This window comes from Catellatospora coxensis, assembly GCF_016862635.1.
GTDB classification, from domain to species: domain Bacteria; phylum Actinomycetota; class Actinomycetes; order Mycobacteriales; family Micromonosporaceae; genus Catellatospora; species Catellatospora coxensis.
Window position 1 is genome coordinate 32,390 of the sequence record NZ_BONI01000046.1, and the last position, 19,970, is coordinate 52,359.

Annotated in this window: 21 protein-coding genes; 17 read left to right on the plus strand and 4 right to left on the minus strand. The window is 70.3% G+C overall.

The genetic code is table 11. From position 1 onward, the window contains the following. Nucleotides 1-71: 71 nt before the first annotated feature. Nucleotides 72-695, minus strand: a complete 624-nt coding sequence (locus Cco03nite_RS25110) for a GTPase domain-containing protein (protein WP_203694657.1) — start codon at nucleotides 693-695, stop codon at nucleotides 72-74. Between the two features lie 162 nt (nucleotides 696-857). Here Cco03nite_RS25110 and dnaK point away from each other — a divergent pair, with 162 nt between their 5' ends. The 5 genes from dnaK (at nucleotide 858) to Cco03nite_RS25135 (ending at nucleotide 5,538) form a co-directional block, all read left to right on the plus strand. Then, complete coding sequence (dnaK, locus tag Cco03nite_RS25115) at nucleotides 858-2,699, plus strand: molecular chaperone DnaK (RefSeq protein WP_203694658.1); 1,842 nt, start codon at nucleotides 858-860, stop codon at nucleotides 2,697-2,699. A gap of 101 nt (nucleotides 2,700-2,800) precedes the next feature. After that, nucleotides 2,801-3,586, plus strand: a complete 786-nt coding sequence (gene grpE / locus Cco03nite_RS25120) for a nucleotide exchange factor GrpE (RefSeq protein WP_203694697.1) — start codon at nucleotides 2,801-2,803, stop codon at nucleotides 3,584-3,586. A gap of 80 nt (nucleotides 3,587-3,666) precedes the next feature. After that, nucleotides 3,667-4,833 carry a molecular chaperone DnaJ gene (gene dnaJ, locus Cco03nite_RS25125; RefSeq protein WP_203694659.1) on the plus strand — a complete coding sequence of 389 codons (1,167 nt, stop codon included), beginning with the start codon at nucleotides 3,667-3,669 and terminating at the stop codon, nucleotides 4,831-4,833. Nucleotides 4,834-4,839: 6 nt separating this feature from the next. After that, on the plus strand, nucleotides 4,840-5,247 hold the full coding sequence (locus Cco03nite_RS25130; protein WP_203694660.1) for a heat shock protein transcriptional repressor HspR: 408 nt from the start codon (nucleotides 4,840-4,842) through the stop codon (nucleotides 5,245-5,247). 75 nt (nucleotides 5,248-5,322) lie between these two features. Next, nucleotides 5,323-5,538 carry an antitoxin gene (locus Cco03nite_RS25135; protein WP_203694661.1) on the plus strand — a complete coding sequence of 72 codons (216 nt, stop codon included), beginning with the start codon at nucleotides 5,323-5,325 and terminating at the stop codon, nucleotides 5,536-5,538. Nucleotides 5,539-5,597: 59 nt separating this feature from the next. Here Cco03nite_RS25135 and Cco03nite_RS25140 read toward each other — a convergent pair whose 3' ends face one another. Further along, nucleotides 5,598-6,029: a hypothetical protein gene (locus tag Cco03nite_RS25140; protein ID WP_203694662.1), complete on the minus strand. Its 432-nt coding sequence runs from the start codon at nucleotides 6,027-6,029 to the stop codon at nucleotides 5,598-5,600. Between the two features lie 289 nt (nucleotides 6,030-6,318). Here Cco03nite_RS25140 and Cco03nite_RS25145 point away from each other — a divergent pair, with 289 nt between their 5' ends. From Cco03nite_RS25145 to Cco03nite_RS25180, 8 genes are all read left to right on the plus strand, one after another. Next, on the plus strand, nucleotides 6,319-7,437 hold the full coding sequence (locus tag Cco03nite_RS25145) for a WD40/YVTN/BNR-like repeat-containing protein (protein ID WP_203694663.1): 1,119 nt from the start codon (nucleotides 6,319-6,321) through the stop codon (nucleotides 7,435-7,437). A gap of 88 nt (nucleotides 7,438-7,525) precedes the next feature. Beyond that, entirely contained in the window at nucleotides 7,526-10,105 is a 2,580-nt protein-coding gene (gene clpB, locus Cco03nite_RS25150; protein WP_203694664.1) for an ATP-dependent chaperone ClpB, read from the plus strand. A 151-nt stretch (nucleotides 10,106-10,256) separates the two neighbouring features. Further along, nucleotides 10,257-10,889 (plus strand): hypothetical protein, encoded by a 633-nt coding sequence (locus Cco03nite_RS25155; protein ID WP_203694665.1) that lies wholly within the window; start codon nucleotides 10,257-10,259, stop codon nucleotides 10,887-10,889. Between the two features lie 139 nt (nucleotides 10,890-11,028). Next, nucleotides 11,029-11,688 carry a hypothetical protein gene (locus Cco03nite_RS25160; RefSeq protein WP_203694666.1) on the plus strand — a complete coding sequence of 220 codons (660 nt, stop codon included), beginning with the start codon at nucleotides 11,029-11,031 and terminating at the stop codon, nucleotides 11,686-11,688. 8 nt (nucleotides 11,689-11,696) lie between these two features. After that, a complete protein-coding gene (locus Cco03nite_RS25165; protein ID WP_203694667.1) occupies nucleotides 11,697-12,569 on the plus strand; it encodes an SDR family NAD(P)-dependent oxidoreductase in 873 nt (290 codons plus the stop codon). 67 nt (nucleotides 12,570-12,636) lie between these two features. Then, on the plus strand, nucleotides 12,637-13,167 hold the full coding sequence (gene pyrE, locus Cco03nite_RS25170; protein WP_203694668.1) for an orotate phosphoribosyltransferase: 531 nt from the start codon (nucleotides 12,637-12,639) through the stop codon (nucleotides 13,165-13,167). A gap of 40 nt (nucleotides 13,168-13,207) precedes the next feature. Next, nucleotides 13,208-13,603, plus strand: a complete 396-nt coding sequence (locus tag Cco03nite_RS25175) for an ArsR/SmtB family transcription factor (protein ID WP_120317708.1) — start codon at nucleotides 13,208-13,210, stop codon at nucleotides 13,601-13,603. 251 nt (nucleotides 13,604-13,854) lie between these two features. Beyond that, nucleotides 13,855-15,582, plus strand: coding sequence for a VWA domain-containing protein (locus Cco03nite_RS25180; RefSeq protein WP_203694669.1), 1,728 nt, complete (start codon nucleotides 13,855-13,857; stop codon nucleotides 15,580-15,582). A gap of 167 nt (nucleotides 15,583-15,749) precedes the next feature. Here the strand turns inward: Cco03nite_RS25180 and Cco03nite_RS25185 are convergent, their stop codons facing one another. Continuing rightward, nucleotides 15,750-16,514, minus strand: a complete 765-nt coding sequence (locus Cco03nite_RS25185; protein ID WP_239167643.1) for a DedA family protein — start codon at nucleotides 16,512-16,514, stop codon at nucleotides 15,750-15,752. Nucleotides 16,515-16,580: 66 nt separating this feature from the next. On the opposite strand from Cco03nite_RS25185, the gene Cco03nite_RS25190 reads away from it, so the two are divergent. Together Cco03nite_RS25190 and Cco03nite_RS25195 are read left to right on the plus strand one after the other, a co-directional pair. Continuing rightward, nucleotides 16,581-17,078 carry a SigE family RNA polymerase sigma factor gene (locus Cco03nite_RS25190; protein WP_203694670.1) on the plus strand — a complete coding sequence of 166 codons (498 nt, stop codon included), beginning with the start codon at nucleotides 16,581-16,583 and terminating at the stop codon, nucleotides 17,076-17,078. Next, nucleotides 17,075-18,115, plus strand: a complete 1,041-nt coding sequence (locus tag Cco03nite_RS25195) for an LCP family protein (RefSeq protein ID WP_203694671.1) — start codon at nucleotides 17,075-17,077, stop codon at nucleotides 18,113-18,115. Before Cco03nite_RS25190 ends, Cco03nite_RS25195 begins: the two co-directional genes overlap by 4 nt. Here Cco03nite_RS25195 and Cco03nite_RS25200 read toward each other — a convergent pair. Next, a complete protein-coding gene (locus tag Cco03nite_RS25200) occupies nucleotides 18,106-18,330 on the minus strand; it encodes an Rv3202a family protein (protein ID WP_203694672.1) in 225 nt (74 codons plus the stop codon). The two genes, Cco03nite_RS25195 and Cco03nite_RS25200, sit on opposite strands and share 10 nt — an antisense overlap. 68 nt (nucleotides 18,331-18,398) lie before the next feature. Here Cco03nite_RS25200 and Cco03nite_RS25205 point away from each other — a divergent pair, with 68 nt between their 5' ends. Both Cco03nite_RS25205 and fbaA read left to right on the plus strand, forming a co-directional pair. After that, nucleotides 18,399-18,779 carry a phage holin family protein gene (locus Cco03nite_RS25205; protein ID WP_203694673.1) on the plus strand — a complete coding sequence of 127 codons (381 nt, stop codon included), beginning with the start codon at nucleotides 18,399-18,401 and terminating at the stop codon, nucleotides 18,777-18,779. A 158-nt stretch (nucleotides 18,780-18,937) separates the two neighbouring features. Further along, on the plus strand, nucleotides 18,938-19,960 hold the full coding sequence (gene fbaA / locus Cco03nite_RS25210) for a class II fructose-bisphosphate aldolase (RefSeq protein ID WP_203694674.1): 1,023 nt from the start codon (nucleotides 18,938-18,940) through the stop codon (nucleotides 19,958-19,960). Nucleotides 19,961-19,970 lie beyond the last annotated feature (10 nt).

The following is a 19,970-nucleotide window of genomic DNA, read 5'->3' on the forward strand; positions in this document are numbered from 1 at the left end:
CTCCTCACGCTCTCCTCAGCCGACGCCCTGCCGACCTGAACCCTCGTCGCCCGCGGAAGCGGCCGTCCGTGTCATCTTGACTCGGCAAGTTTCGCACTAGCGGTCTTGTCGAGGAACTCCCAGATAGGGGTTACCACTCGGTCCGAGAGCATGCCCTGCCGGTCGAGCGCCGATTCGGCCACCACGAACAGGGGCACCGGTTCGCCGAGCAGCTGGGTCAGGTGCGGCAGGATCTCGTCAGCGGCCTCGGTGGGCAGCCGGTTGAGGACCACCGCCAGGTCGACCCGGCGCTGCTGCGCGGCCCTCAGGTGCCGCCACGCCTCGGCGTCAGCGTAGCGGCTCGCCGTGGTCACGAAGATCCAGAGGTCGGCCCGCTCGAACGCCGCGTCGGTGGCCGCCCGGTTCTTCTGGTCCACCGCGTTGAGGTCCGGCGAGTCCACGATCGCGACGTGCGCGGGCAGCGCGGGTGCGGCGATCGGCTGCAGCCCGGCCACGTGGGTCGCCGCCACGCTGCGGGGGTGGCAGGCCAGGACCGGTTTGCGGGTGGTGGGCCGGAGGATGCCGGTGGCGCTCACGGGTGACCGAACCAGGCTGTTGACCAGCGTGGACTTGCCCGCGCCGGTCGGCCCGCCGACCACTGCGAGCAGGGGGCCGGTGCGCACCGCGCCCTCCTCGGTTACTCGTTGGTCATACACAGGGGAAGCGTAAGCGGAAAAGGGACAACTCACTAGGACACCGTCAAACTTGAGTGTGACCGACTCAACCTTCCGCTTGACACTTCCCGGTCTCATGTCAGTATTGAGCCGTCCGGACTCAACTTGAGTCTCCGGCGACCTTGATCTTGGAGGAACACGAACATGGCACGTGCGGTCGGCATCGACCTGGGTACGACCAACTCCTGTATGGCCGTGCTCGAGGGTGGCGAACCCACCGTCATCGCGAACGCCGAGGGCTCCCGCACGACGCCCTCGATCGTGGCGTTCGCCAAGAACGGTGAGGTGCTCGTCGGCGAGGTGGCCAAGCGCCAGGCCGTCACGAACCCGGACCGCACCATCCGGTCCGTGAAGCGTGAGGTCGGCACCAACTGGACCGTCGACATCGACGGCAAGAAGTACACGCCGCAGGAGATCTCCGCGCGTGTGCTGCAGAAGCTCAAGCGCGACGCCGAGGCCTACCTCGGCGAGACCGTCACCGACGTCGTGATCACCGTCCCGGCGTACTTCAACGACGCGCAGCGCACCGCGACGAAGGAGGCCGGTGAGATCGCCGGCTTCAACGTGCTGCGCATCGTCAACGAGCCCACCGCCGCCGCGCTGGCGTACGGGCTGGACAAGGGCTCCAAGGAGCAGACCGTCCTGGTCTTCGACCTCGGCGGCGGCACGTTCGACGTCTCGCTGCTGGAGCTGGCCGAGGGCGTCGTCGAGGTCAAGTCGACCTCCGGCGACAACCACCTCGGTGGCGACGACTGGGACGAGCGCATCATCGAGCACCTGGTGAAGACCTTCCGCGGCCAGTACGGCGTGGACCTGGGCGCGGACAAGATGGCCATGCAGCGCCTCAAGGAGGCCGCGGAGAAGGCCAAGATCGAGCTGTCCGCCGCCAACACCACCGGCATCAACCTGCCGTACATCACGGCCGGCGCCGAGGGCCCGCTGCACCTGGACGTCACGCTCACCCGGGCCGAGTTCCAGCGCATGACCCAGGACCTGCTGGACCGCTGCAAGGCGCCGTTCGAGCAGGCGATCAAGGACGCCGGCGTGAAGCTGGTCGACGTCGACCACGTCATCCTGGTCGGCGGCTCCACCCGGATGCCCGCCGTGACCGACCTGGTCAAGCAGCTCACCGGCAAGGAGCCGAACAAGGGCGTCAACCCGGACGAGGTCGTCGCCGTCGGCGCCGCGCTGCAGGCCGGTGTGCTCAAGGGTGAGGTCAAGGACGTCCTGCTGCTGGACGTGACCCCGCTGAGCCTGGGCATCGAGACCAAGGGCGGCATCATGCACCGCCTGGTGGAGCGCAACACCACCATCCCGACCAAGCGCTCCGAGGTCTACACCACCGCGGACGACAACCAGCCCTCCGTGCTCATCCAGGTCTTCCAGGGCGAGCGCGAGATGGCAGCGTACAACAAGAAGCTCGGCACCTTCGAGCTGACCGGCATCGCGCCGGCCCCGCGCGGCGTGCCGAAGATCGAGGTCACCTTCGACATCGACGCCAACGGCATCGTGCACGTCTCGGCGAAGGACCTCGGTACCGGCAAGGAGCAGTCGATGACGATCACCGGCGGCTCGTCGCTGCCGAAGGACGACATCGAGCGCATGCGCCGCGACGCCGAGGAGCACGCGGAGGAGGACCGCCGCCGCCGCGAGGAGGCCGAGACCCGCAACGTGGCCGAGGCCCTGCAGTGGCAGACCGAGAAGTTCCTGGCGGAGAGCGGCGACAAGCTGCCGTCCGACGCCAAGGAGAACATCAACGACGCGCTGAGCGAGCTGCGCAGTGCCCTGGCGGGCACCGACCTGGAGAAGATCAAGTCGGCGCACGAGAAGCTCGCGCAGGTCTCCCAGGCGGCCGGCTCCGCCCTGTACAACCAGGGTGACAACCCGGCCGCGGCCGGTGCGGGCCAGCAGCACGACGCGGCCGGTGGCCGTGCCGACGACGACGTCGTGGATGCGGAGATCATCGACGACGAGGGCAAGAAGTGACCGAAGCGGCACAGGGTGCCTCGCCGGCGGAGGAGCAGTCCCCCGCCGGCGAGCGCATCGTGATCAAGAACAAGCGAAAGATCAGCCCGAGCGGAGCGACCATGTCCGAGCAGCCGGCGACGCCGGCCGCCCCGGCGGCCGGCACCGAACAGCCGAACGGTGGTGGGGAGTCCTCGGAAGCCGGCCGTCCAGGCGCGGTTCCGGGACGAGCCACTACCGGAGTGGAGCAGGGGACCCCTGCGCAGGAGAGCACCGAGCAGAACCCGACCGCGGACGTCACCGACCAGGTTGTCGCCGGCCAGGACACCGTCGAGGTGCCGGTCGTCGCGCAGCCGGAGGCGGCTGCCGAGGCCGAGCCGGAAGCCGCCGAGGCGGTGGAGGGCGAGGTCGTGGAGGCCGAGCCGGTCACCGCGCCGGCCGCGCCCGAGCCCGAGGCGGCGCCGGCGGCGCTGGGCGCGGAACTCGCGCAGCTGCGGTCCGCTCTGGAAGAGCGCACCGCCGACCTGCAGCGGGTGACCGCCGAGTACGCCAACTACCGCAAGCGGGTGGAGCGGGACCGCACGGTCTCCGCCGAGCTGGCCACCGGTCAGGTGCTGACGGCGCTGCTGCCGGTGCTCGACGACCTGGACCGGGCGCGCGAGCACGGCGACCTGAGCGGGCCGTTCGGCGCGGTGGCCGACCAGATCGCCGCGGTGGTGGCGAAGTTCGGCCTGACCGCGTTCGGCGAGAAGGGCGACGCCTTCGACCCGAACCGGCACGAGGCGGTGGCGCACCTGCCGTCCGCCGACGTGACCGAGCCGACGTGCATCGACGTGATGCGCCGTGGTTACCTGCTGGGCGAGCGCCTGCTCCGCCCCGCGATGGTGGCCGTAGCAGCGCCGGAATGACAACATGACCGGAGCTCTCTTCCCGCGCCGAACACCGGTGCGGGAAGGGAGCTTCGATCACGACAGGGGGAGGGGGACGGATGAGCTCGAAAGACTGGCTGGAGAAGGATTTCTACGCCGTGCTCGGAGTGGCCAAGGACGCCACCGCAAGCGAGATCAAGAAGGCGTACCGCAGACTCGCACGCGAGCTGCATCCTGACCACAACCCCGGCAACACCGCCGCCGAGGAGCGCTTCAAGGCGGTGTCCGAGGCGTACGACGTGCTGTCGGAGGAGAACCGGCGGCGTGAGTACGACGAGATGCGCTCGCTGTTCGAGGCCGGCGCGTTCCGCCGGGGCGCGCGCGGCGCGGGCGGGCAGCACTTCGACGTGAACGACCTGTTCGGCCAGGGCGGCGGACGCCAGGGCCCGGACCAGCGGTTCGGCGGCGCGAGCTTCTCCGACCTGTTCGGCTCGATCTTCTCGGGCGGGGCCACCGGCCCCGGCGCTCCCCCGCGCGGCCCGGCCCGCGGCCGCGACGTCGAGGCCGAGATCTTCCTGGACTTCGCCGACGCGGTGCAGGGCACCACCCAGCCGCTGACGCTGCGCACGCTGGGCGTGTGCGACACCTGCCACGGCGACGGGGCCAAGCCGGGCACCCGTCCCCGGGCCTGCCCGCACTGCCAGGGCACCGGTGTGGTCAACCGCAACCAGGGTGCGTTCGGCTTCTCCGAGGCCTGCCGTGACTGCCAGGGCGTGGGCACGGTCGTCGACCAGAAGTGCCCGGAGTGCCACGGCACCGGCGGGGTGACCAAGACCCGCACGCTGACCGTACGCATCCCGGCCGGTGTCTCCGACGGGCAGCGCATCCGGCTGGCCGGGCGCGGCGAGCCGGGCGAGCGCGGTGGCGCCCCCGGCGACCTGTACATCCGCGCGATCGTGCGCCCGGACGCGATGTTCGGCCGCAACGGCGACGACCTGACCGTGACGGTCCCGGTGACCTTCGCCGAGTCGGTGCTCGGCGCGGAGGTCCGGGTGCCCACGTTGGACGGCATGATGAAGGTCAAGGTGCCCGCCGGCACGCCCAGCGGGCGGCTGCTGCGGGTGCGGGGCAAGGGTGTGCCCAAACGTGATGGCCACAGCGGGGATCTGCTGGTTACCGTGGAGATAGTGGTGCCGCAGCAGCTCTCCGAGGAAGCCCGGGACGCGCTGGTGCGCTTCACCGAGCTGGCCCCGCCGGTGCGGCGGGACCACCTGGAACGGAGGTGATCCACAGTGGACGTGCACGCTAAGGTGCTGCTCATCTCGGTGGCCGCGCAGCTGGCCGGCATGCATCCGCAGACGCTGCGGCAGTACGACCGGATGGGTCTGGTCGAGCCGGGCCGTTCCGCGGGCGGCGGACGCCGCTACAGCCTGCGCGACGTCGAGCTGCTGCGGGAGATCCAGCGGCTGAGCCAGGAGGAGGGCGTGAGCCTGGCCGGCGTCAAGCGGATCATCGATCTGGAGCAGCTGGTGCTGGAGTTGCGCGAGCGGCTGGAGCAGGCCCACCAGCAGCTGGCGTACGCCGAGCGGCGGCTGGCGCAGCTGGAGACCATCTCCGCGTTCCCGCGCACCGATCTGCTGCCGAGCACCCGCACCTCGACCGCCCTGGTGGTGTGGCGGCCGCGTTCCAGCGAAGGCTGAGCCCGGCCGGCCACCGGCCGGTATCCTCGATGAGGGATCAGTCCGAATTGTCGGACTGGCCCGGAGGGGGATGAAATGGGCATGTTGGACAAGGCCAAGGACGCCCTCGGCATCGACGACAAGGCGGACCAGGCCTCGGACAAGGCCAAGCAGATGCAGGACAAGGCCAAGAAGGCCGTCGACCAGGCGGGCGACGCCGTCGACGACAAGACCGGCGGCAAGTACGCGGGTCACGTCGACAAGGCCCAGGACATGGCCAAAGACGCGATCGACAAGATGGACAAGAAATAGGTCGTATCGCGCCACGGCTCCCCGCGGTCAGTTCCGCGGGGAGCCGTGTGTGCGGCGAATTATTGGAGCCTGCGCGAGTGCCGGACCAGGCCGCCTTCGCACCAGTCGTGGTAGTCGAAGAGCTGGGGACGGGCCAGCAGCACGCGGGTGTTGTGGGCCCAGATCGCCATCTGCTCGTCGCCCTCCTCCTCGGCCTCCTCGACCATCTTGCGCAGCTTGCGCCGAGGGTGGGCCTTGAAGCCGGTGCGGATCGCGTCGGCGGCGTAGATGTACAGGCAGTGCATGGTGAAGCGGCGGGCCGGGCAGCTGGTGTCCATCGCCAGGTCGAACAGGGTCCCGATGAGCCGGTCACCGGAGACGAGCAGGTCCCAGTCCGGCGGCATGGCGGTGAGCGGCACGGAGTCCGGCGCGTACGCCCAGGTGCGCAACTCGTTGGGGGTGGGGTCGACCGGGTTGGCGAATCCTCGGAACACCGCCGGAGAAGCGCTCATCGATATCTCCTCCGCTGTGAAGACGCGGGATGGGGGAAGACGCGGCCAGATTCAGCGGCGCTGCTGCCGCGACACGCTAGCGCGCCCGCCCAGGTCAAGGGAAGGTCACGGCGCGTACTTTCATCAACCTGTTACGCATTGCGACCAACCCGGCACGGCCGCTCGGCGTCGGGACACCGGAAGCGCGCTCCCATCGACCGGCACGAGCGGGCCACGACGGGAACCGGCCCGCCCGCTCGCGGCTCGACCCGGTATGACTTCCGCCAGCGTGAACAGGTTCGCGGGCCGCGTGCGCCCACTGCTTCTGACGGCGCTCGGGCTCGCGCTGGTGACAGCGTGCACCCCGCGCGGCGAGGCCTCCGGCCCGTCCCCGGCCGCGCCGCCTCCCGGCACGGCGGCGTCCCCGCCCGCGCGGGCGGTGGTGCAGGAGCGCACGGCCGACGTCGGCGTGCCGCCGGACTACCACCCGTTCGTCGAGTTCGCCGACGCCCGCAACGGCTACGCCGTCTTCACCGACTGCGGCGGCAGCGGGACCTGCCGGGGCCGGCTGTTCGCGACCGCCGACGCCGGGGCGACCTGGCAGGCCCGCCCGATGCCGCTGGCCGAGGACGAGAGCATCCAGCTGTACGTGGTCGGCCCGAAGCAGATGATGATCTGGGGCGACCGGGCGGGCGGCTACCACCTGTCCCGCGACGGCGGCCTGACCTTCACCTTCAGCCCCACCGTGCCGGCCGGCTACCACGCCGCCACCGGGGTGCGTTACGGCGTGGACTACGCCGCCGACGAGCCGGTGCTGCGGGACTGGCAGACCGGCAGGCCGGTGCCGCTGCCCGGCGGCTACCAGGGCGCAGGCGCTGTCGCCACGCCCGACGGCGCGATCTGGCTGACCACCCTGGAGCCGAGGAAGGAGACCGCCCGCAGCGTCGACGGCGGGCGCACCTGGCAGCGGCTGGCCGTGCCGGACCAGCCGGGCCGCAAGCTGTGGATGCTGTCGGTGCGGGTCTCCCCCACCGGTGACACGTGGCTGGTCGGCGAGCAGGACATGCTGTCCGCCGGCGGCGGGACGTCGCTGCTCCGCGGCTCGGTGCTCAAGGCCACCGGCCTGCCGCTGATCTGGCAGCTGGTGGACGGCGCCTGGCGGCCCCGCCCGATCGAGGGCCTGCGGGAGCAGCCGAACCAGATGTACACGGTGACCCCGGCAGGCGACGGGCTGCTCGCCATCGCCGGGCCCGACGCCGTCGGCTACCTGGCCGAGCGGTACGTCGAGATCCCCGGCACGCCGCGGCTCGACTGGGTCACCGCGCTGCCCGACGGCACGCTGTTCGCCCGGCAGGACGCATACGGCGAGTTCTATCTGGGCACCGGCACGGGGTGGCGGCGCGATTGGGTGAAGGTCACCGTGAAGTAGGCCGCCGGCGGCTCCCTCCAGACTGGCCCGGACAAGTTGAGTGCAGTAGGCTCAACTTTGGTTCGGAGACCATCAGTCGAGGGAGCGTATGGACACTCAGCGTCTGACCACGAAGAGCCGCGAGGTCATCACCGATGCGGCGGCGACGGCGCAGCAGCGGGGCCACGCCACGGTCGAGACGTGGCACCTGCTGCTGACCCTGCTCGACACCGGCGGTTCCACCGCCGCGGGCCTGCTGCGCGCGGTCGGGGCCAACCCCGCCGACGTGCGCCGGGCCGCCGCGCGCGCGGTCGAGCAGCTGCCGACGGCGCGCGGGTCGAGCGTGGCCGAGCCGAGCCTGTCCCGGGAACTGGTCAACGCGATCAACGCGGCCGAGCAGATCGCCCGCCCGCTCGGCGACGAGTACGTCTCCACCGAGCACCTGCTGGCCGGGCTGGCCCGGGTCGGCGGCGCGGTCGGCAAGGCGCTCAAGCAGGCCGGCGCCACCGAGGAGGCACTGGTCGCGGCGTTCCCGCAGATCCGCGGCGGGGACCGCCGGGTCACCAGCCCCGACCCCGAGCAGCAGTACCAGGCGCTGGAGAAGTACGGCGTGGACCTGACCGCGCGGGCGCGCGACGGCAAGGTCGACCCGGTGATCGGCCGCGACGCCGAGATCCGCCGCGTGATCCAGGTGCTGTCCCGGCGTACCAAGAACAACCCGGTCCTGATCGGAGAACCCGGCGTCGGCAAGACGGCCATCGTCGAGGGCTTGGCCCAGCGCATCGTGGCCGGTGACGTGCCCGAGTCGCTGCGGGACAAGAAGCTGGTCAGCCTCGACCTGGGCGCGATGGTCGCCGGGGCGCAGTACCGCGGGCAGTTCGAGGAGCGGCTCAAGAGCGTGCTGGAGGAGATCAAGGGCAGCGACGGCCAGGTCATCACCTTCCTGGACGAGCTGCACACGGTCGTCGGCGCGGGCAAGGGCGAGGGCTCGATGGACGCGGGCAACATGCTCAAGCCCATGCTGGCCCGCGGCGAGCTGCGCATGGTCGGCGCGACCACGCTCGACGAGTACCGCGACAACATCGAGAAGGACCCGGCGCTGGAGCGCCGCTTCCAGCCGGTGGTGGTCGGCGAGCCGACCGTCGAGGACACCATCGGCATCCTGCGCGGGCTCAAGGAACGCTACGAGGTGCACCACGGCGTGCGCATCACCGACGGCGCGCTGGTCGCCGCGGCGAGCCTGTCCGACCGGTACATCGCCGACCGGTTCCTGCCGGACAAGGCGATCGACCTGGTGGACGAGGCCGCCTCCCGGCTGCGCATGGAGATCGACTCCCGGCCCACCGAGGTCGACGAGATCGAGCGCCAGGTGCGCCGCCTGGAGATCGAGGAGATGGCGCTGGCCAAGGAGCCCGACCCGGCGTCGGCGGAGCGGCTGACCAAGCTGCGTGCCGAGCTGGCCGACAAGCGGGAGCACATGGCCGCGCTGTCCGACCGCTGGCGCAACGAGAAGCAGCACATCCAGGCCATCTCGGCCGCCAAGGAGCAGCTGGAGGAGGTGCGCGACCAGGCCGACCGGGCCGAGCGCGACCTCGACCTGGGCCGCGCCTCGGAGCTGCGCTACGGGCGCATCCCGGCGCTGGAGCGCGAGCAGGCGCGGGCCGAGGCCGAGCTGGCCGCGCTGCAGACCAACGGCGCGATGCTCAAGGAGGAGGTCGGGGCGAACGACATCGCCGAGGTCGTCGCCGCGTGGACCGGCATCCCGGCGGGCCGCATGATGGAGGGCGAGACCGAGAAGCTGCTGCGTATGGAGCAGTCGCTGGGCTCGCGGGTGATCGGCCAGGCCGAGGCCGTCGGCGCGGTCTCCGACGCGGTGCGCCGGGCGCGCGCGGGCGTCGCCGACCCGGACCGGCCCACCGGCTCGTTCCTGTTCCTCGGCCCGACCGGCGTCGGCAAGACCGAGCTGGGCAAGGCGCTCGCCGAGTTCCTGTTCGACGACGAGCGGGCCATGGTCCGCATCGACATGAGCGAGTACGCGGAGAAGCACTCGGTGGCGCGGCTGGTCGGCGCCCCGCCCGGCTACGTCGGGTACGAGGAGGGCGGCCAGCTCACCGAGGCGGTGCGGCGCCGGCCGTACTCGGTGGTGCTGCTGGACGAGGTGGAGAAGGCCCACCCGGACGTGTTCGACGTGCTGCTGCAGGTGCTCGACGACGGCCGGCTCACCGACGGCCAGGGCCGCACCGTCGACTTCCGCAACGCGATCCTGATTCTCACCTCGAACCTGGGCTCGCACGCGATCGCCGACCCGACCCTGTCCGAGGAGCAGCGCCGCGACGCGGTGATGGCGGTGGTGCGTACCCACTTCAAGCCGGAGTTCCTCAACCGGCTCGACGACATCGTGGTCTTCCACGCGCTCACCCAGGACGAGCTGACCCACATCGTCGACATCCAGCTGAGCCGCCTGCGCCGGCGGCTGGCCGACCGGCGGCTCACCCTGGAGGTCTCCGACGTGGCCCGCAAGTGGCTGGCGAGCCACGGCTACGACCCGGTGTACGGCGCCCGCCCGCTGCGGCGGCTGGTGCAGTCGGCCATCGGCGACAAGCTGGCCAAGGCGCTGCTCTCCGGCGAGATCCGCGACGGCGACACGGTGCTCATCGACCGCGACGGAGACGCGCTCAAGCTGGCCTGAACCGGTCATTCGCAGACGACGTGAGTGGTGGACCCACTCCCGTCGCCGTGTGCGGGCCGTGGCGGACTGGGCGCGTCTCCTCCTGAGGGGTGAGCGGCGATCGATCTGAGGTCGCAGGCGCGTCTGGCGGTCGGCGATTACGGTGTGCTGCATGTCGTACACGCCACCTCCGAGCGGTTACCTTGTTCCCGCCGCGCCGGGCTCCACTCCGCGGCCGGCCACGGTATCCGTGTCCGCCCTGCTGCTCTACGTCGTCTCCGCCGCCCTGCTGATCAGCGCGGCCATCTCGGTGTACACGTTCGCCTCGTTGCCCGAGGGCCTCATCGAGGACATCTACCGGGACGCGGGTATCGACTCCAGCGTCGCGGAGACCAGTGCCACCGCCGCGATGATCGGGGCCTACATCGGCGCCGCGCTGTACGCGGTGCTCGCCGTGTTCTTCGTCGTGCTCGGCCTGTTCGTGAACAAGGGCAAGCAGTGGGCCCGGATCACCACATGGGTGCTGGGCGGCATCGGCCTGTGCTGCATCGGGTTCGGCCTGGCGTTCCAGGGGATCGGAAGCAGCCTCAGCTCGTCCAACGCCGGTGGCATCGACCAGCAGGAGGTCACCGAGCGCATGGCCGAGGCCATGCCGGGCTGGACCACCCCGGTGAGCACGGTGCTGAGCGTGGTGCTGCTGCTGTCGATGCTGGCCGTGATCATCATGCTGGCGCTGCCGCCGTCGAACGCCTACTTCCGCAAGCCGGCGCCGGAGTGGACGCCGCCGGCATACCCGACAGTCTGACCTGACGAACAGCGGGGCCGGCGCGATACGCGCCGGCCCCGCGTGCTGTCGGGGATATCCCCAATCAGGCACATACTCCCTGGTAGTGCGGGTAACTTCCGATCTGGAGCAATCTTCGGGCCGCATCGGGGGTACGCCAATGTCGCAATCCGCCTCGTTCCCGGTGGAGCCGGTGTCACCGGCCGGCCCCGGCGTCGCACCCGCCCGGCCCACGGTCGTCACCGCCGCGGCGGCCATCCTCGGCCTGCTCGCCCTGCTCCACCTGGTCAACGCGATCCTGCACCTGGCCGCGATCAGCGGTGTGCTCAACCGGCTCCGGGTGCGCGCCGTGCTGGCGGGCGTGAGCCCTGCGGTCCTGGTCGACCTGGAGAACAGCGCCAAAGCCACGCTGCTCACCAGCGCCGCGGTCGCGGTGATCGCCGCGATCGTGCTGCTGGCCCTGGCCTGGGGTGTCTGGCAGGGCAACCGGGTGGCCCGGATCCTCACCTGGATCGTCTGCGGCCTCGGCATCCTGCTGGCCTGCTGCGGCGTCTCCGGGGCGGTCAGCCTGGGCACCGGCAACGTGACCGTGCAGGGCGGCGGCGACCCCTCCTACACGCGCGGCGTGCAGGCTCTCGTCGACTCGTTCCCCGGCTGGTGGGCGGTGCCTTTCGGGCTCTCCTCGCTGGCGCAGGTTCTCGGCTACATTGCCACTGCGGTGCTGCTCGCGCTCCCGGCTGCGAACGCTTTCTTCAGCCGGACGCGGCCGCTGCCGCCGGGCCCCGACACCCCCGCGGTGCCCCCGCCGACGACCGCCTGAGGTGACCGATGTCCTCCTCCGCAAACACCGCCGTGCCCGACGCCGCAGCGGCACCCCGGACCACACCCGAACCGGCGGGCGAGCGCCGCACCGCGCTGGTCACCGGCGCGACCGCTGGCATCGGCCGGGCCTTCGCGGTCCGCCTGGCCACCGACGGGTGGGACGTGGTGCTCGTCGCCCGCGACGCCGGCCGGCTGGCCGACTTCTCCGAGGCTCTGAGCAGGACATACGGCGTGCAGGCGAGTGTCATTTCGGCGGATCTCGCCACCACGGAGGGTTGCGAGCTGGTGGAGGCGCGGCTGCGCGACACCGCCCGGCCGGTGGATCTGCTGGTGAACAACGCGGGACTGTCGCTGAACACGCCGTTCCTGAAATCCACTGTGGAGCAGGAACTGCACCTGCTGGCCGTGAACGTGCAGGCGGTGATGCGGTTGACGCACGCGGCGCTGCCCGTCATGGCGGCACGCGGCCGCGGAGATGTCATCAATGTCTCATCGGTGGCCGGATTCGGCGCGGCGATGCCTGGTAGCACCTATCCGGCGAGTAAAGCGTGGGTCACCAACTTCAGCGAGTCGGTGGCGCTGTCGGTGGCCCACCGCGGGGTGCGCGTGATGGCGCTGTGCCCGGGATTCACCCGCACCGAATTCCACGACCGGGCCGGAATCAACATGACGAAGACGCCGGGGTGGCTGTGGCTGCAGGCCCCTCAGGTCGTCGCCGACAGCCTGCGTGACCTGCGGCGGGGCCGCACGGTGAGCGTGCCGAGCTGGAAATACAAAGTGCTGGTGGGTTTCATGCGGCACACCCCCACGCGGCTGCTGCGGCGGCTCGCGCGCGGGGCCCGGGTGCGCACCGGACGCGACACCGAATCCGACAGCTGACGAGTGTGGGGAGGTCAACGCACCCCCCTAGATCGAGCTCTCAGGATCGGCGAGTAGTGTCCGTCCCATGTCCGACCGCGACGACCTGCGTAAATTCATCACTGACCTCGCGGTGGTTCGGGGAAAGGTGGTCCTGTCCTCGGGACAGGAGGCCGACTACTACGTCGACCTTCGCCGGATCACCCTGCACCACGCTGCTGCGCCCCTGGTCGGGCGCGTGCTGAACGAGCTCACCGCGGACTGGGACTTCGACGCCGTGGGCGGTCTCACGCTCGGCGCGGACCCGGTCGCCGCTGCCATGCTGCACACCTCGTCGCGTCCGCTGGACGCGTTCGTGGTGCGCAAGGAGGGCAAGGCGCACGGGCTTCAGCGCCGCATCGAAGGACCCGACGTGGCCGGCCGCCGCGTGCTCGCTGTCGAGGACACCTCGACTACTGGCGGTAGTGTTCTTGCCGCTATTGATGCACTGCGGGAGGCGGGTGCCGAGGTCATCGGTGTTGCGGTTATTGTCGATCGAGGCGCGGGCGATACGGTGCGTGCTGCCGGTCTGTCGTACCGAGCCGCCTATACGTTGGCGGACCTTGGCCTGTCGGCCTAACGGAACTCCGATCCGTACCTGCTAATATGTAGGTGGATCGATGCTGTTGTTGGAAGGAAGAAATCACGTGGGAACAGCTCTGGTGGAAACCCCGCTGCCTCAAATCTCGCCCCTCGCTGGTGAGCCGATCGAGCGTGCCGACGCGGAGCGCCTCGCCGGTGTCCTCAAGGCGCTGGCCGACCCGGCCCGTCTGCGGCTGCTCAGCCTTATCCAGTCTGCCCCCGAGGGCGAGGCGTGCGTCTGTGACCTGACCGCTCCGCTGGGCCTGTCCCAGCCGACTGTCAGCCACCACCTGCGCATCCTCACCGAGGCCGGCCTGCTCAACCGCGACAAGCGCGGCGTGTGGGCCTACTACAGCCTGGTGCCGTCCGCCATCGCCACCGTCGCCGAGCTGCTGACGCCGCCGCGCAAGCGCGCGACCAAGAAGGCTCGCTGACCCTGGCAAGGCCCTGAAGCGCCGTGGGGCGCACCCTCCGTGACGGAGGGTGCGCCCCACGGCGCTTTTGGTGATATTGAGCGGCGAAAACGTCACGCAGCGCAGGCTTCGGCAACCGTGAGTGAATTCTGTCATCACCCGGTTGCGCCTGGCCGGGGGACATCTAAGCTGACGCGAAGTCAGGCGTGCTGCCGCCCCGGTAACCCCCGCCGAAGGGCTCGGCGCCGCCGCCTCCTCACTGGGAGTCACCCATGTCTGGACGCCACATCCGTCGCGGCTGGGATGCCCCCGAGGCACCCGCGCCCCGGCGGACCGGCCTGTTCGGTCGCCGTGCCGTACGGATTCCCGTCATCATCATCAGTGCCCTGTCCGTATGCGGCCTGGCCACCGTCGTGCTGCGCTCGGTCAGCGCGGACGCCGACGGCTGCGGCAGCGCCGGCATCACCCTCACCGTCGCCGCCGACCCCGCCATCGCCCCGGCCCTCACCGAGATCGGTTCCCGCTGGAGCGCCACCAGCCCCATGGTCGGCGAGGACTGCGTACGCGTCGAAGTCATCGAGAAGGCGTCGCACGAGGTGGCCAACTCGCTCGGCACCTGGGCCGGCGGTGCGGTGGACGTGGCCGGCAAGGCCGCGCCGACCCCGGCCGACTCCGAACTGCCGGTGGTCTGGGTGCCGGACTCGACATACTGGCTGGGCCGGGTCCGCGGGGTCGACCGCGACCTGTTCGACGCCACCGCTCCGTCCCTGGCGGCCAGCCCGGTGGTGCTCGCCGTGCCGGAGACCGTCGCCCGCAACCTCACCGACAAGCTCGGCTCCGGCGTCGACGCCACCCTGCTCAAGAGCCTGCTGTTCGCCAAGACGCCCGTGCTCAAGCTGGGTGTGGTCGAGCCGCGCCGGGACACCGCGGGCATGGTCGGCGCGATGATGCTGTCCGACGCGGTCGTCGCCTCCGAAGCCGACCTGCCCGCGCTGGTCGCCGTGTACCGCGGCATCGGCGGGCCGGTCCCGGACACCGGGGCGCTGTGGAAGGCGTACGCCGCGGGCATGACCGGCGCCCCCGTCAGCGAGCAGGCCGTGATCGCGTACAACGCGGCCACGCCCAAGGCCCCGATGGCCGCGGTCACCCTGGCCCAGGCCCCGACGCTCGACTTCCCGTACGCCGTGCGGGCCCGCCAGCCGCGCCCGCTGGCCGCCGCGGCCGCCCTGTTCTCGCAGGCCCTGGTCAGCGGCGAATACAAGTCGGTGTTCGCGGAGAAGGGCCTGCGCTCGCCGGAGGGCGAGGCTTCCACGGGCTTCCCGACCGGCCACGGCGTCACCTCCAACACCGTCTTCGTGCAGCCGCTCAACGACATGAACAAGGTCCGCGGCGCGATGACGGCCTGGGTCGCCGCCAAGACGCCGTCCCGGGTGATCGCGCTGGTCGACGCCACCTCGTCGATGGGCCGCACGATGACCGGCGGCGGCAACACGGCCGTGCGGATGCAGGTGCTGCGCAGTGCCGCGGAGAAGGGCCTGAAGCTGTTCACCGACGACAGCGAGGTCGGCCTGTGGGCGTTCGCCGGTCCGGGCCACCAGCCGCTGGTGCCGCTGGCCGAACTGACCAAGGCGCAGCGCAACAAGCTGAACGGGGCCGTCAACCAGGCCTCGCCCGCGCCGACCGACGTCTGCCCGCTCTACAAGTCGATCATCGACGGTTACCGCGAGCTGCTCAAGGGATACGACCCGACCCGCAGCAACACGCTGGTGGTCTTCACCGACAGCCGGGACAACTCCGGCATGTCGCTGCGCGCGGTGCAGAAGGAGCTGGAGAAGCTGGCCGACGTGACCAAGCCGGTCCGGGTGGTGCTGCTCGGCCTCGGCCCGGACGTCAAGCTGGCTGACCTGCAGGCCGTCGCCGACACCACCGGCGGCGTCGCGTTCCAGGTCACCGACCCCAGCCAGATGCAGACGATCTTCCTGAAGGCGCTCCTTGCCTGAAGGAAGCATCAGCCCAGCCTGAAGGCCCTGCTGGCCTGAGCGGGTACGAAGAGGGGCACGGCCGAAGGCCGTGCCCCTCTTCGCGTCTAGATCATCGGACTTGCCGGGCAGGTGTGCGTATCTTGGACCGCTTTCGCCCACCTGCCTGGCAAGTCGAGCGATCGTGGTCAGCCGATGTCGACCTTGCTCATGATGACGGTGTCGTCGCCGTGGCCGTGCAGGCCGTTCTTCTTGGCCTTGCGCTCGCGGATGATCTCGATGAAGACCGGGATCAGCGAGAGGAAGACGATCAGGAAGACCATCGGCAGGATGTACTTGTCGATGTGCTCGGGGCCGCCGATCGCGTTGATGATCTGCTCGGCGAGCAGGTAGCCGGCCAGCAGGATGCCGTCGACCCAGAGGATCGCGCCGATCACGTTCCACACGAAGAACTGCCGGGCCGGCATGCCGAGCACGCCCGCGACCGGGTTCATGAAGGTGCGCACGATCGGGATGAACCGGGCCAGCACGATCGCCTTGCGCGGGCCGAACTTCGCGAAGTAGTGCTCGGCCTTGCGCACGTACTCCTGCTTGAACAGGCGGGAGTCGGGCTTGTTGAACATCTTGGGGCCGTACTTCGCACCCAGCCAGTGCCCCAGCTGCGCGCCGATGATGGCGCAGAGCGGGCCGAGCAGCAGCAGCCAGCCGATCGGCAGCTGGACGCCCTTCGACTCCAGGAAGCCGGAGGCGAACACGCCCGCGATGAACAGCAGCGAGTCACCGGGCAGGAAGAAGCCGACCATCAGGCCGGTCTCGGCGAACAGGATGAAGCAGACGCCGAACAGCGCGGCCGGGCCGAACAGGTTCAACCAGTCCGTCGGATTCAGGGGATTGAAGTCGGCGGCGGCCAGCGGGGGCGCGGCCAGGGCCTGGAGAGTGTCGACTACGGTCACGCCGCACAACAGTACCGGGCAATGTTCTGAACACCCGGACACGTCCTGTGAGTCGAGGAGGTGGCTGTGACATACGAGGAATTCGTCAACTCGCGACTCGGCGCGCTCGCGCGCTATGCGGTGATGCTTACGGGTGACCAGCACACGGCCCAGGACCTCGTCCAGGAGACGATGGTCCGCGTCCAGCTGAACTGGCGCAAGGTGGCCCGCGCGGACGCGCCCGAGCGCTACGTCAAGCGCATGATGATCAACCAGTATCTCGACTGGCGGCGCGGATCCTGGCTGCGCAGGGTGTTCCTGCGGCCCGACGCCGACGAGGCGGTCGCCGTACCCGTCGATCACGCGCAGCGCACCGCGGACCGCGACCTGATCTGGTCCGTGCTGGCCACGCTGCCGCGGCAGCAGCGGGCGGCGCTGGTGCTGCGCTACTACGAGGACCTGCCGGACGGGGAGATCGCCGAGATGCTCGGCTGCACCGTCGGCACGGCCCGCGGTTACATCTCGAAGGCGCTGGCCCGGTTGCGGGAGTCGGCGGAGCGGCTGAGCCTGGGGGGAGTCCGATGATCGAGGAAGAGCTGCTGCGTGACGCGTTCGCCCGGCACGAGGAGCAGGCACCCCCGCTGGACCCGCTGCGCCGGGCGATCGACGCGCTGGCCACGCGCCGCCGTCGCCGCCGTGCGGCGACCCGTACCGGAGCCGCCGCGGTGGCCGTCGCACTCGCGCTGGCCGTGCCGGTGCAGCTGTGGCGGGGCGGCGCGGTCGCCGACTACGTCGCGGCGATCGGGGTCGAGTCGTCGGTCGCGGCTCCGTCGGGTCCGCTGAACCTCCTGCTGCTCGGGCTCGACCGGCGCGGCAGCATGGCGAACTCCCGAGCCGACACGATCATCCTGGTACACCTGCCCGCGGACGGCGGCGCGGCATACCTGATCTCCATCCCGCGTGACACGGCCACCGAGATTCCCGGCGTCACCGGGACCTTCAAGATCAATGGTTCGTACACGCAGGGCGGAGCCGAGACCGTCCGGCAAGCCGTGGAGCGGCTCACCGGGGTGCGGGCCGACGCCGTGGCGGAGGTGGATTTCTCGGCTCTGCGCTCGGTGACCGACGCCCTGGGCGGGCTGCCGGTGTGCCTGCCGCAGCGGGTGACCTCGCAGCACACCGGCGACGTCTTCCCGGCCGGTTGCCGGGACTATGCGGGCGCACAGGTGGAGGATCTGGTCCGGCAGCGCAGGGGCATGCCCCACGGGGGCTACGACCGCGACCGCCTCGGCCAGCGGGTGCTGCTGGGTCTGGCGAGGAAGGCCGGCGAACGGTCGCTGCTCGGCGACTTCGGCACGGTGAGCCGGCTGGCGCGGACACCAGGCTTGACTGTGCACACCGGCGACCTCAGCCTGCTCGGTCTGGCGATGCGGCTGAACCGGGTCGATGCCGGGGCTGTCGTCGGCGTCAGCCAGCCGACGTTCAACAAGGTCACGATCGGCGGGGAGTCGTTCGAGCAGTTCGATCCGGAGGTCGCGCCGCAGCTGTTCGCGGCGCTGCGGGACGACACCATGAGCGGGTTCGTCCTGCTTCACCCGGCCTGGGTGCTGCCTCAGGAGTAGTCCTCGTCGGCGGGCACGACCACCACGTTCTGCTCGATCTTGTCCCACTCGGAGGCCGGGGGCACCGGCGCGCCCGGCTCTCCGAGCGGCTCCGCCGGGAGGGCGTCGTCGAGGTCCTCGGCGTCCGCTCGGGGATCCGCCGGTGTCGACTGCTCGAGCGCGTCGGCTTCGGGCACGTCGTCGGCGTACGTGTTCCCTGCCACGTTCTCGGTCATTGCTTCACGGTATGACTCGCCTGTGATATTCGCCAGCAGATGTGGGTTTCGGCGTAGAAGATGACCATATGGGCTTTCTGATCCGTTGGGTGATCAACGCAGTGGCGTTGTGGGTCACCACCCTGATCGTCTCGGGCATCGAGGTCACCGCCGCGACCACCACCCGCAGCATCCTCACCCTGATCGTGGTCTCGCTGATCTTCGGGCTGGTCAACGCGATCCTGAAGCCGATCATCCACCTCTTCGGGTGCGTCTTCTACGTGATCACGCTTGGGCTGTTCGCGCTGTTCGTCAACGCGATGCTGTTCCTGCTGGTGGACTGGCTGGCGACGGTGTTCAAGCTGCCGTTCGAGATCAACGGATTCTGGCCCGCGTTCTGGGGCGCCATCGTCATGGGCATCGTGAGCTGGGCGCTCAGCCTGCTGGTGCCGGACGGCGGCGAAGGCTGAGCCCGCACGACGGTCCGGGCAGGGGCCGATTCGCCAGGTCAAGTGACGTAGGCAATACTCCTGTAACGAGGACATCGCGGTCTTCCCGCAGCCATCGGGCGCGGCGACGCGCCACCGCGGCCATCCGCGTCACGCACGCACGCTAGGAGCGTTCACAGATGCCTATCGCATCCCCTGAGGTCTACGCCGAGATGCTCGACCGCGCCAAGGCCGGCGCGTTCGCCTACCCCGCGATCAACGTCTCCTCCTCGCAGACGCTGCACGCCGCGCTGCAGGGCTTCGCGGAGGCCGAGAGCGACGGGATCATCCAGGTCTCGACCGGCGGCGCCGAGTACCTGTCCGGCCCGACCATCAAGGACATGGTCACCGGCTCGGTCGCGTTCGCCGCGTTCGCGCACGAGGTGGCCAAGAAGTACTCGGTCAACGTCGCGCTGCACACCGACCACTGCCCGAAGAACAAGCTGGACGGCTTCGTCCGCCCGCTGCTGGCGGTCTCCGCCGAGCGCGTGGCGCGCGGTGAGAACCCGCTGTTCCAGTCGCACATGTGGGACGGCTCGGCCGTGCCGCTGGACGAGAACCTGCAGATCGCCGAGGAGCTGCTGGCCCTCACCCACGCCGCGAAGATCGTCCTCGAGATCGAGGTCGGCGTCGTCGGTGGCGAGGAGGACGGCGTCGTCGGCGCGATCGACGAGAAGCTGTACTCGACCGTCGAGGACGCGCTGGCCACCGCCGCCGCGCTGGGCCTGGGTGAGAAGGGCCGCTACATGACCGCCCTCACCTTCGGCAACGTGCACGGCGTGTACAAGCCGGGCAACGTCAAGCTCCGTCCGGAGATCCTCAAGGAGATCCAGGAGCAGGTCGGCGCCAAGTACGGCAAGGAGAAGCCGTTCGACCTGGTGTTCCACGGCGGCTCGGGCTCGCTGCTGTCGGAGATCCGCGACGCGGTCGACTACGGCGTGGTCAAGATGAACGTCGACACCGACACGCAGTACGCGTTCACCCGCCCGGTCGCCGACCACATGCTGCGCAACTACGACGGCGTGCTGAAGATCGACGGCGAGGTCGGCAACAAGAAGCAGTACGACCCGCGCGCGTGGGGCAAGGCCGCCGAGTCCGGCATGGCCGCCCGCGTCGCCCAGGCGTGCCAGGACCTCCGCTCCACCGGCACCCGCATCAAGTAACACGCCACGC

Coding starts and splice junctions, on each gene's coding strand:
- dnaK (WP_203694658.1), top strand. CDS start 858: ATGGCACGTGCGGTCGGCATCGACCTGGGTACGACCAACTCCTGTATG.
- grpE (WP_203694697.1), top strand. CDS start 2,801: ATGTCCGAGCAGCCGGCGACGCCGGCCGCCCCGGCGGCCGGCACCGAA.
- dnaJ (WP_203694659.1), top strand. CDS start 3,667: ATGAGCTCGAAAGACTGGCTGGAGAAGGATTTCTACGCCGTGCTCGGA.
- Cco03nite_RS25135 (WP_203694661.1), top strand. CDS start 5,323: ATGGGCATGTTGGACAAGGCCAAGGACGCCCTCGGCATCGACGACAAG.
- Cco03nite_RS25140 (WP_203694662.1), bottom strand. CDS start 6,029: ATGAGCGCTTCTCCGGCGGTGTTCCGAGGATTCGCCAACCCGGTCGAC.
- clpB (WP_203694664.1), top strand. CDS start 7,526: ATGGACACTCAGCGTCTGACCACGAAGAGCCGCGAGGTCATCACCGAT.
- Cco03nite_RS25155 (WP_203694665.1), top strand. CDS start 10,257: ATGTCGTACACGCCACCTCCGAGCGGTTACCTTGTTCCCGCCGCGCCG.
- Cco03nite_RS25160 (WP_203694666.1), top strand. CDS start 11,029: ATGTCGCAATCCGCCTCGTTCCCGGTGGAGCCGGTGTCACCGGCCGGC.
- Cco03nite_RS25165 (WP_203694667.1), top strand. CDS start 11,697: ATGTCCTCCTCCGCAAACACCGCCGTGCCCGACGCCGCAGCGGCACCC.
- pyrE (WP_203694668.1), top strand. CDS start 12,637: ATGTCCGACCGCGACGACCTGCGTAAATTCATCACTGACCTCGCGGTG.
- Cco03nite_RS25175 (WP_120317708.1), top strand. CDS start 13,208: ATGCTGTTGTTGGAAGGAAGAAATCACGTGGGAACAGCTCTGGTGGAA.
- Cco03nite_RS25180 (WP_203694669.1), top strand. CDS start 13,855: ATGTCTGGACGCCACATCCGTCGCGGCTGGGATGCCCCCGAGGCACCC.
- Cco03nite_RS25195 (WP_203694671.1), top strand. CDS start 17,075: ATGATCGAGGAAGAGCTGCTGCGTGACGCGTTCGCCCGGCACGAGGAG.
- Cco03nite_RS25200 (WP_203694672.1), bottom strand. CDS start 18,330: ATGACCGAGAACGTGGCAGGGAACACGTACGCCGACGACGTGCCCGAA.
- Cco03nite_RS25205 (WP_203694673.1), top strand. CDS start 18,399: ATGGGCTTTCTGATCCGTTGGGTGATCAACGCAGTGGCGTTGTGGGTC.
- fbaA (WP_203694674.1), top strand. CDS start 18,938: ATGCCTATCGCATCCCCTGAGGTCTACGCCGAGATGCTCGACCGCGCC.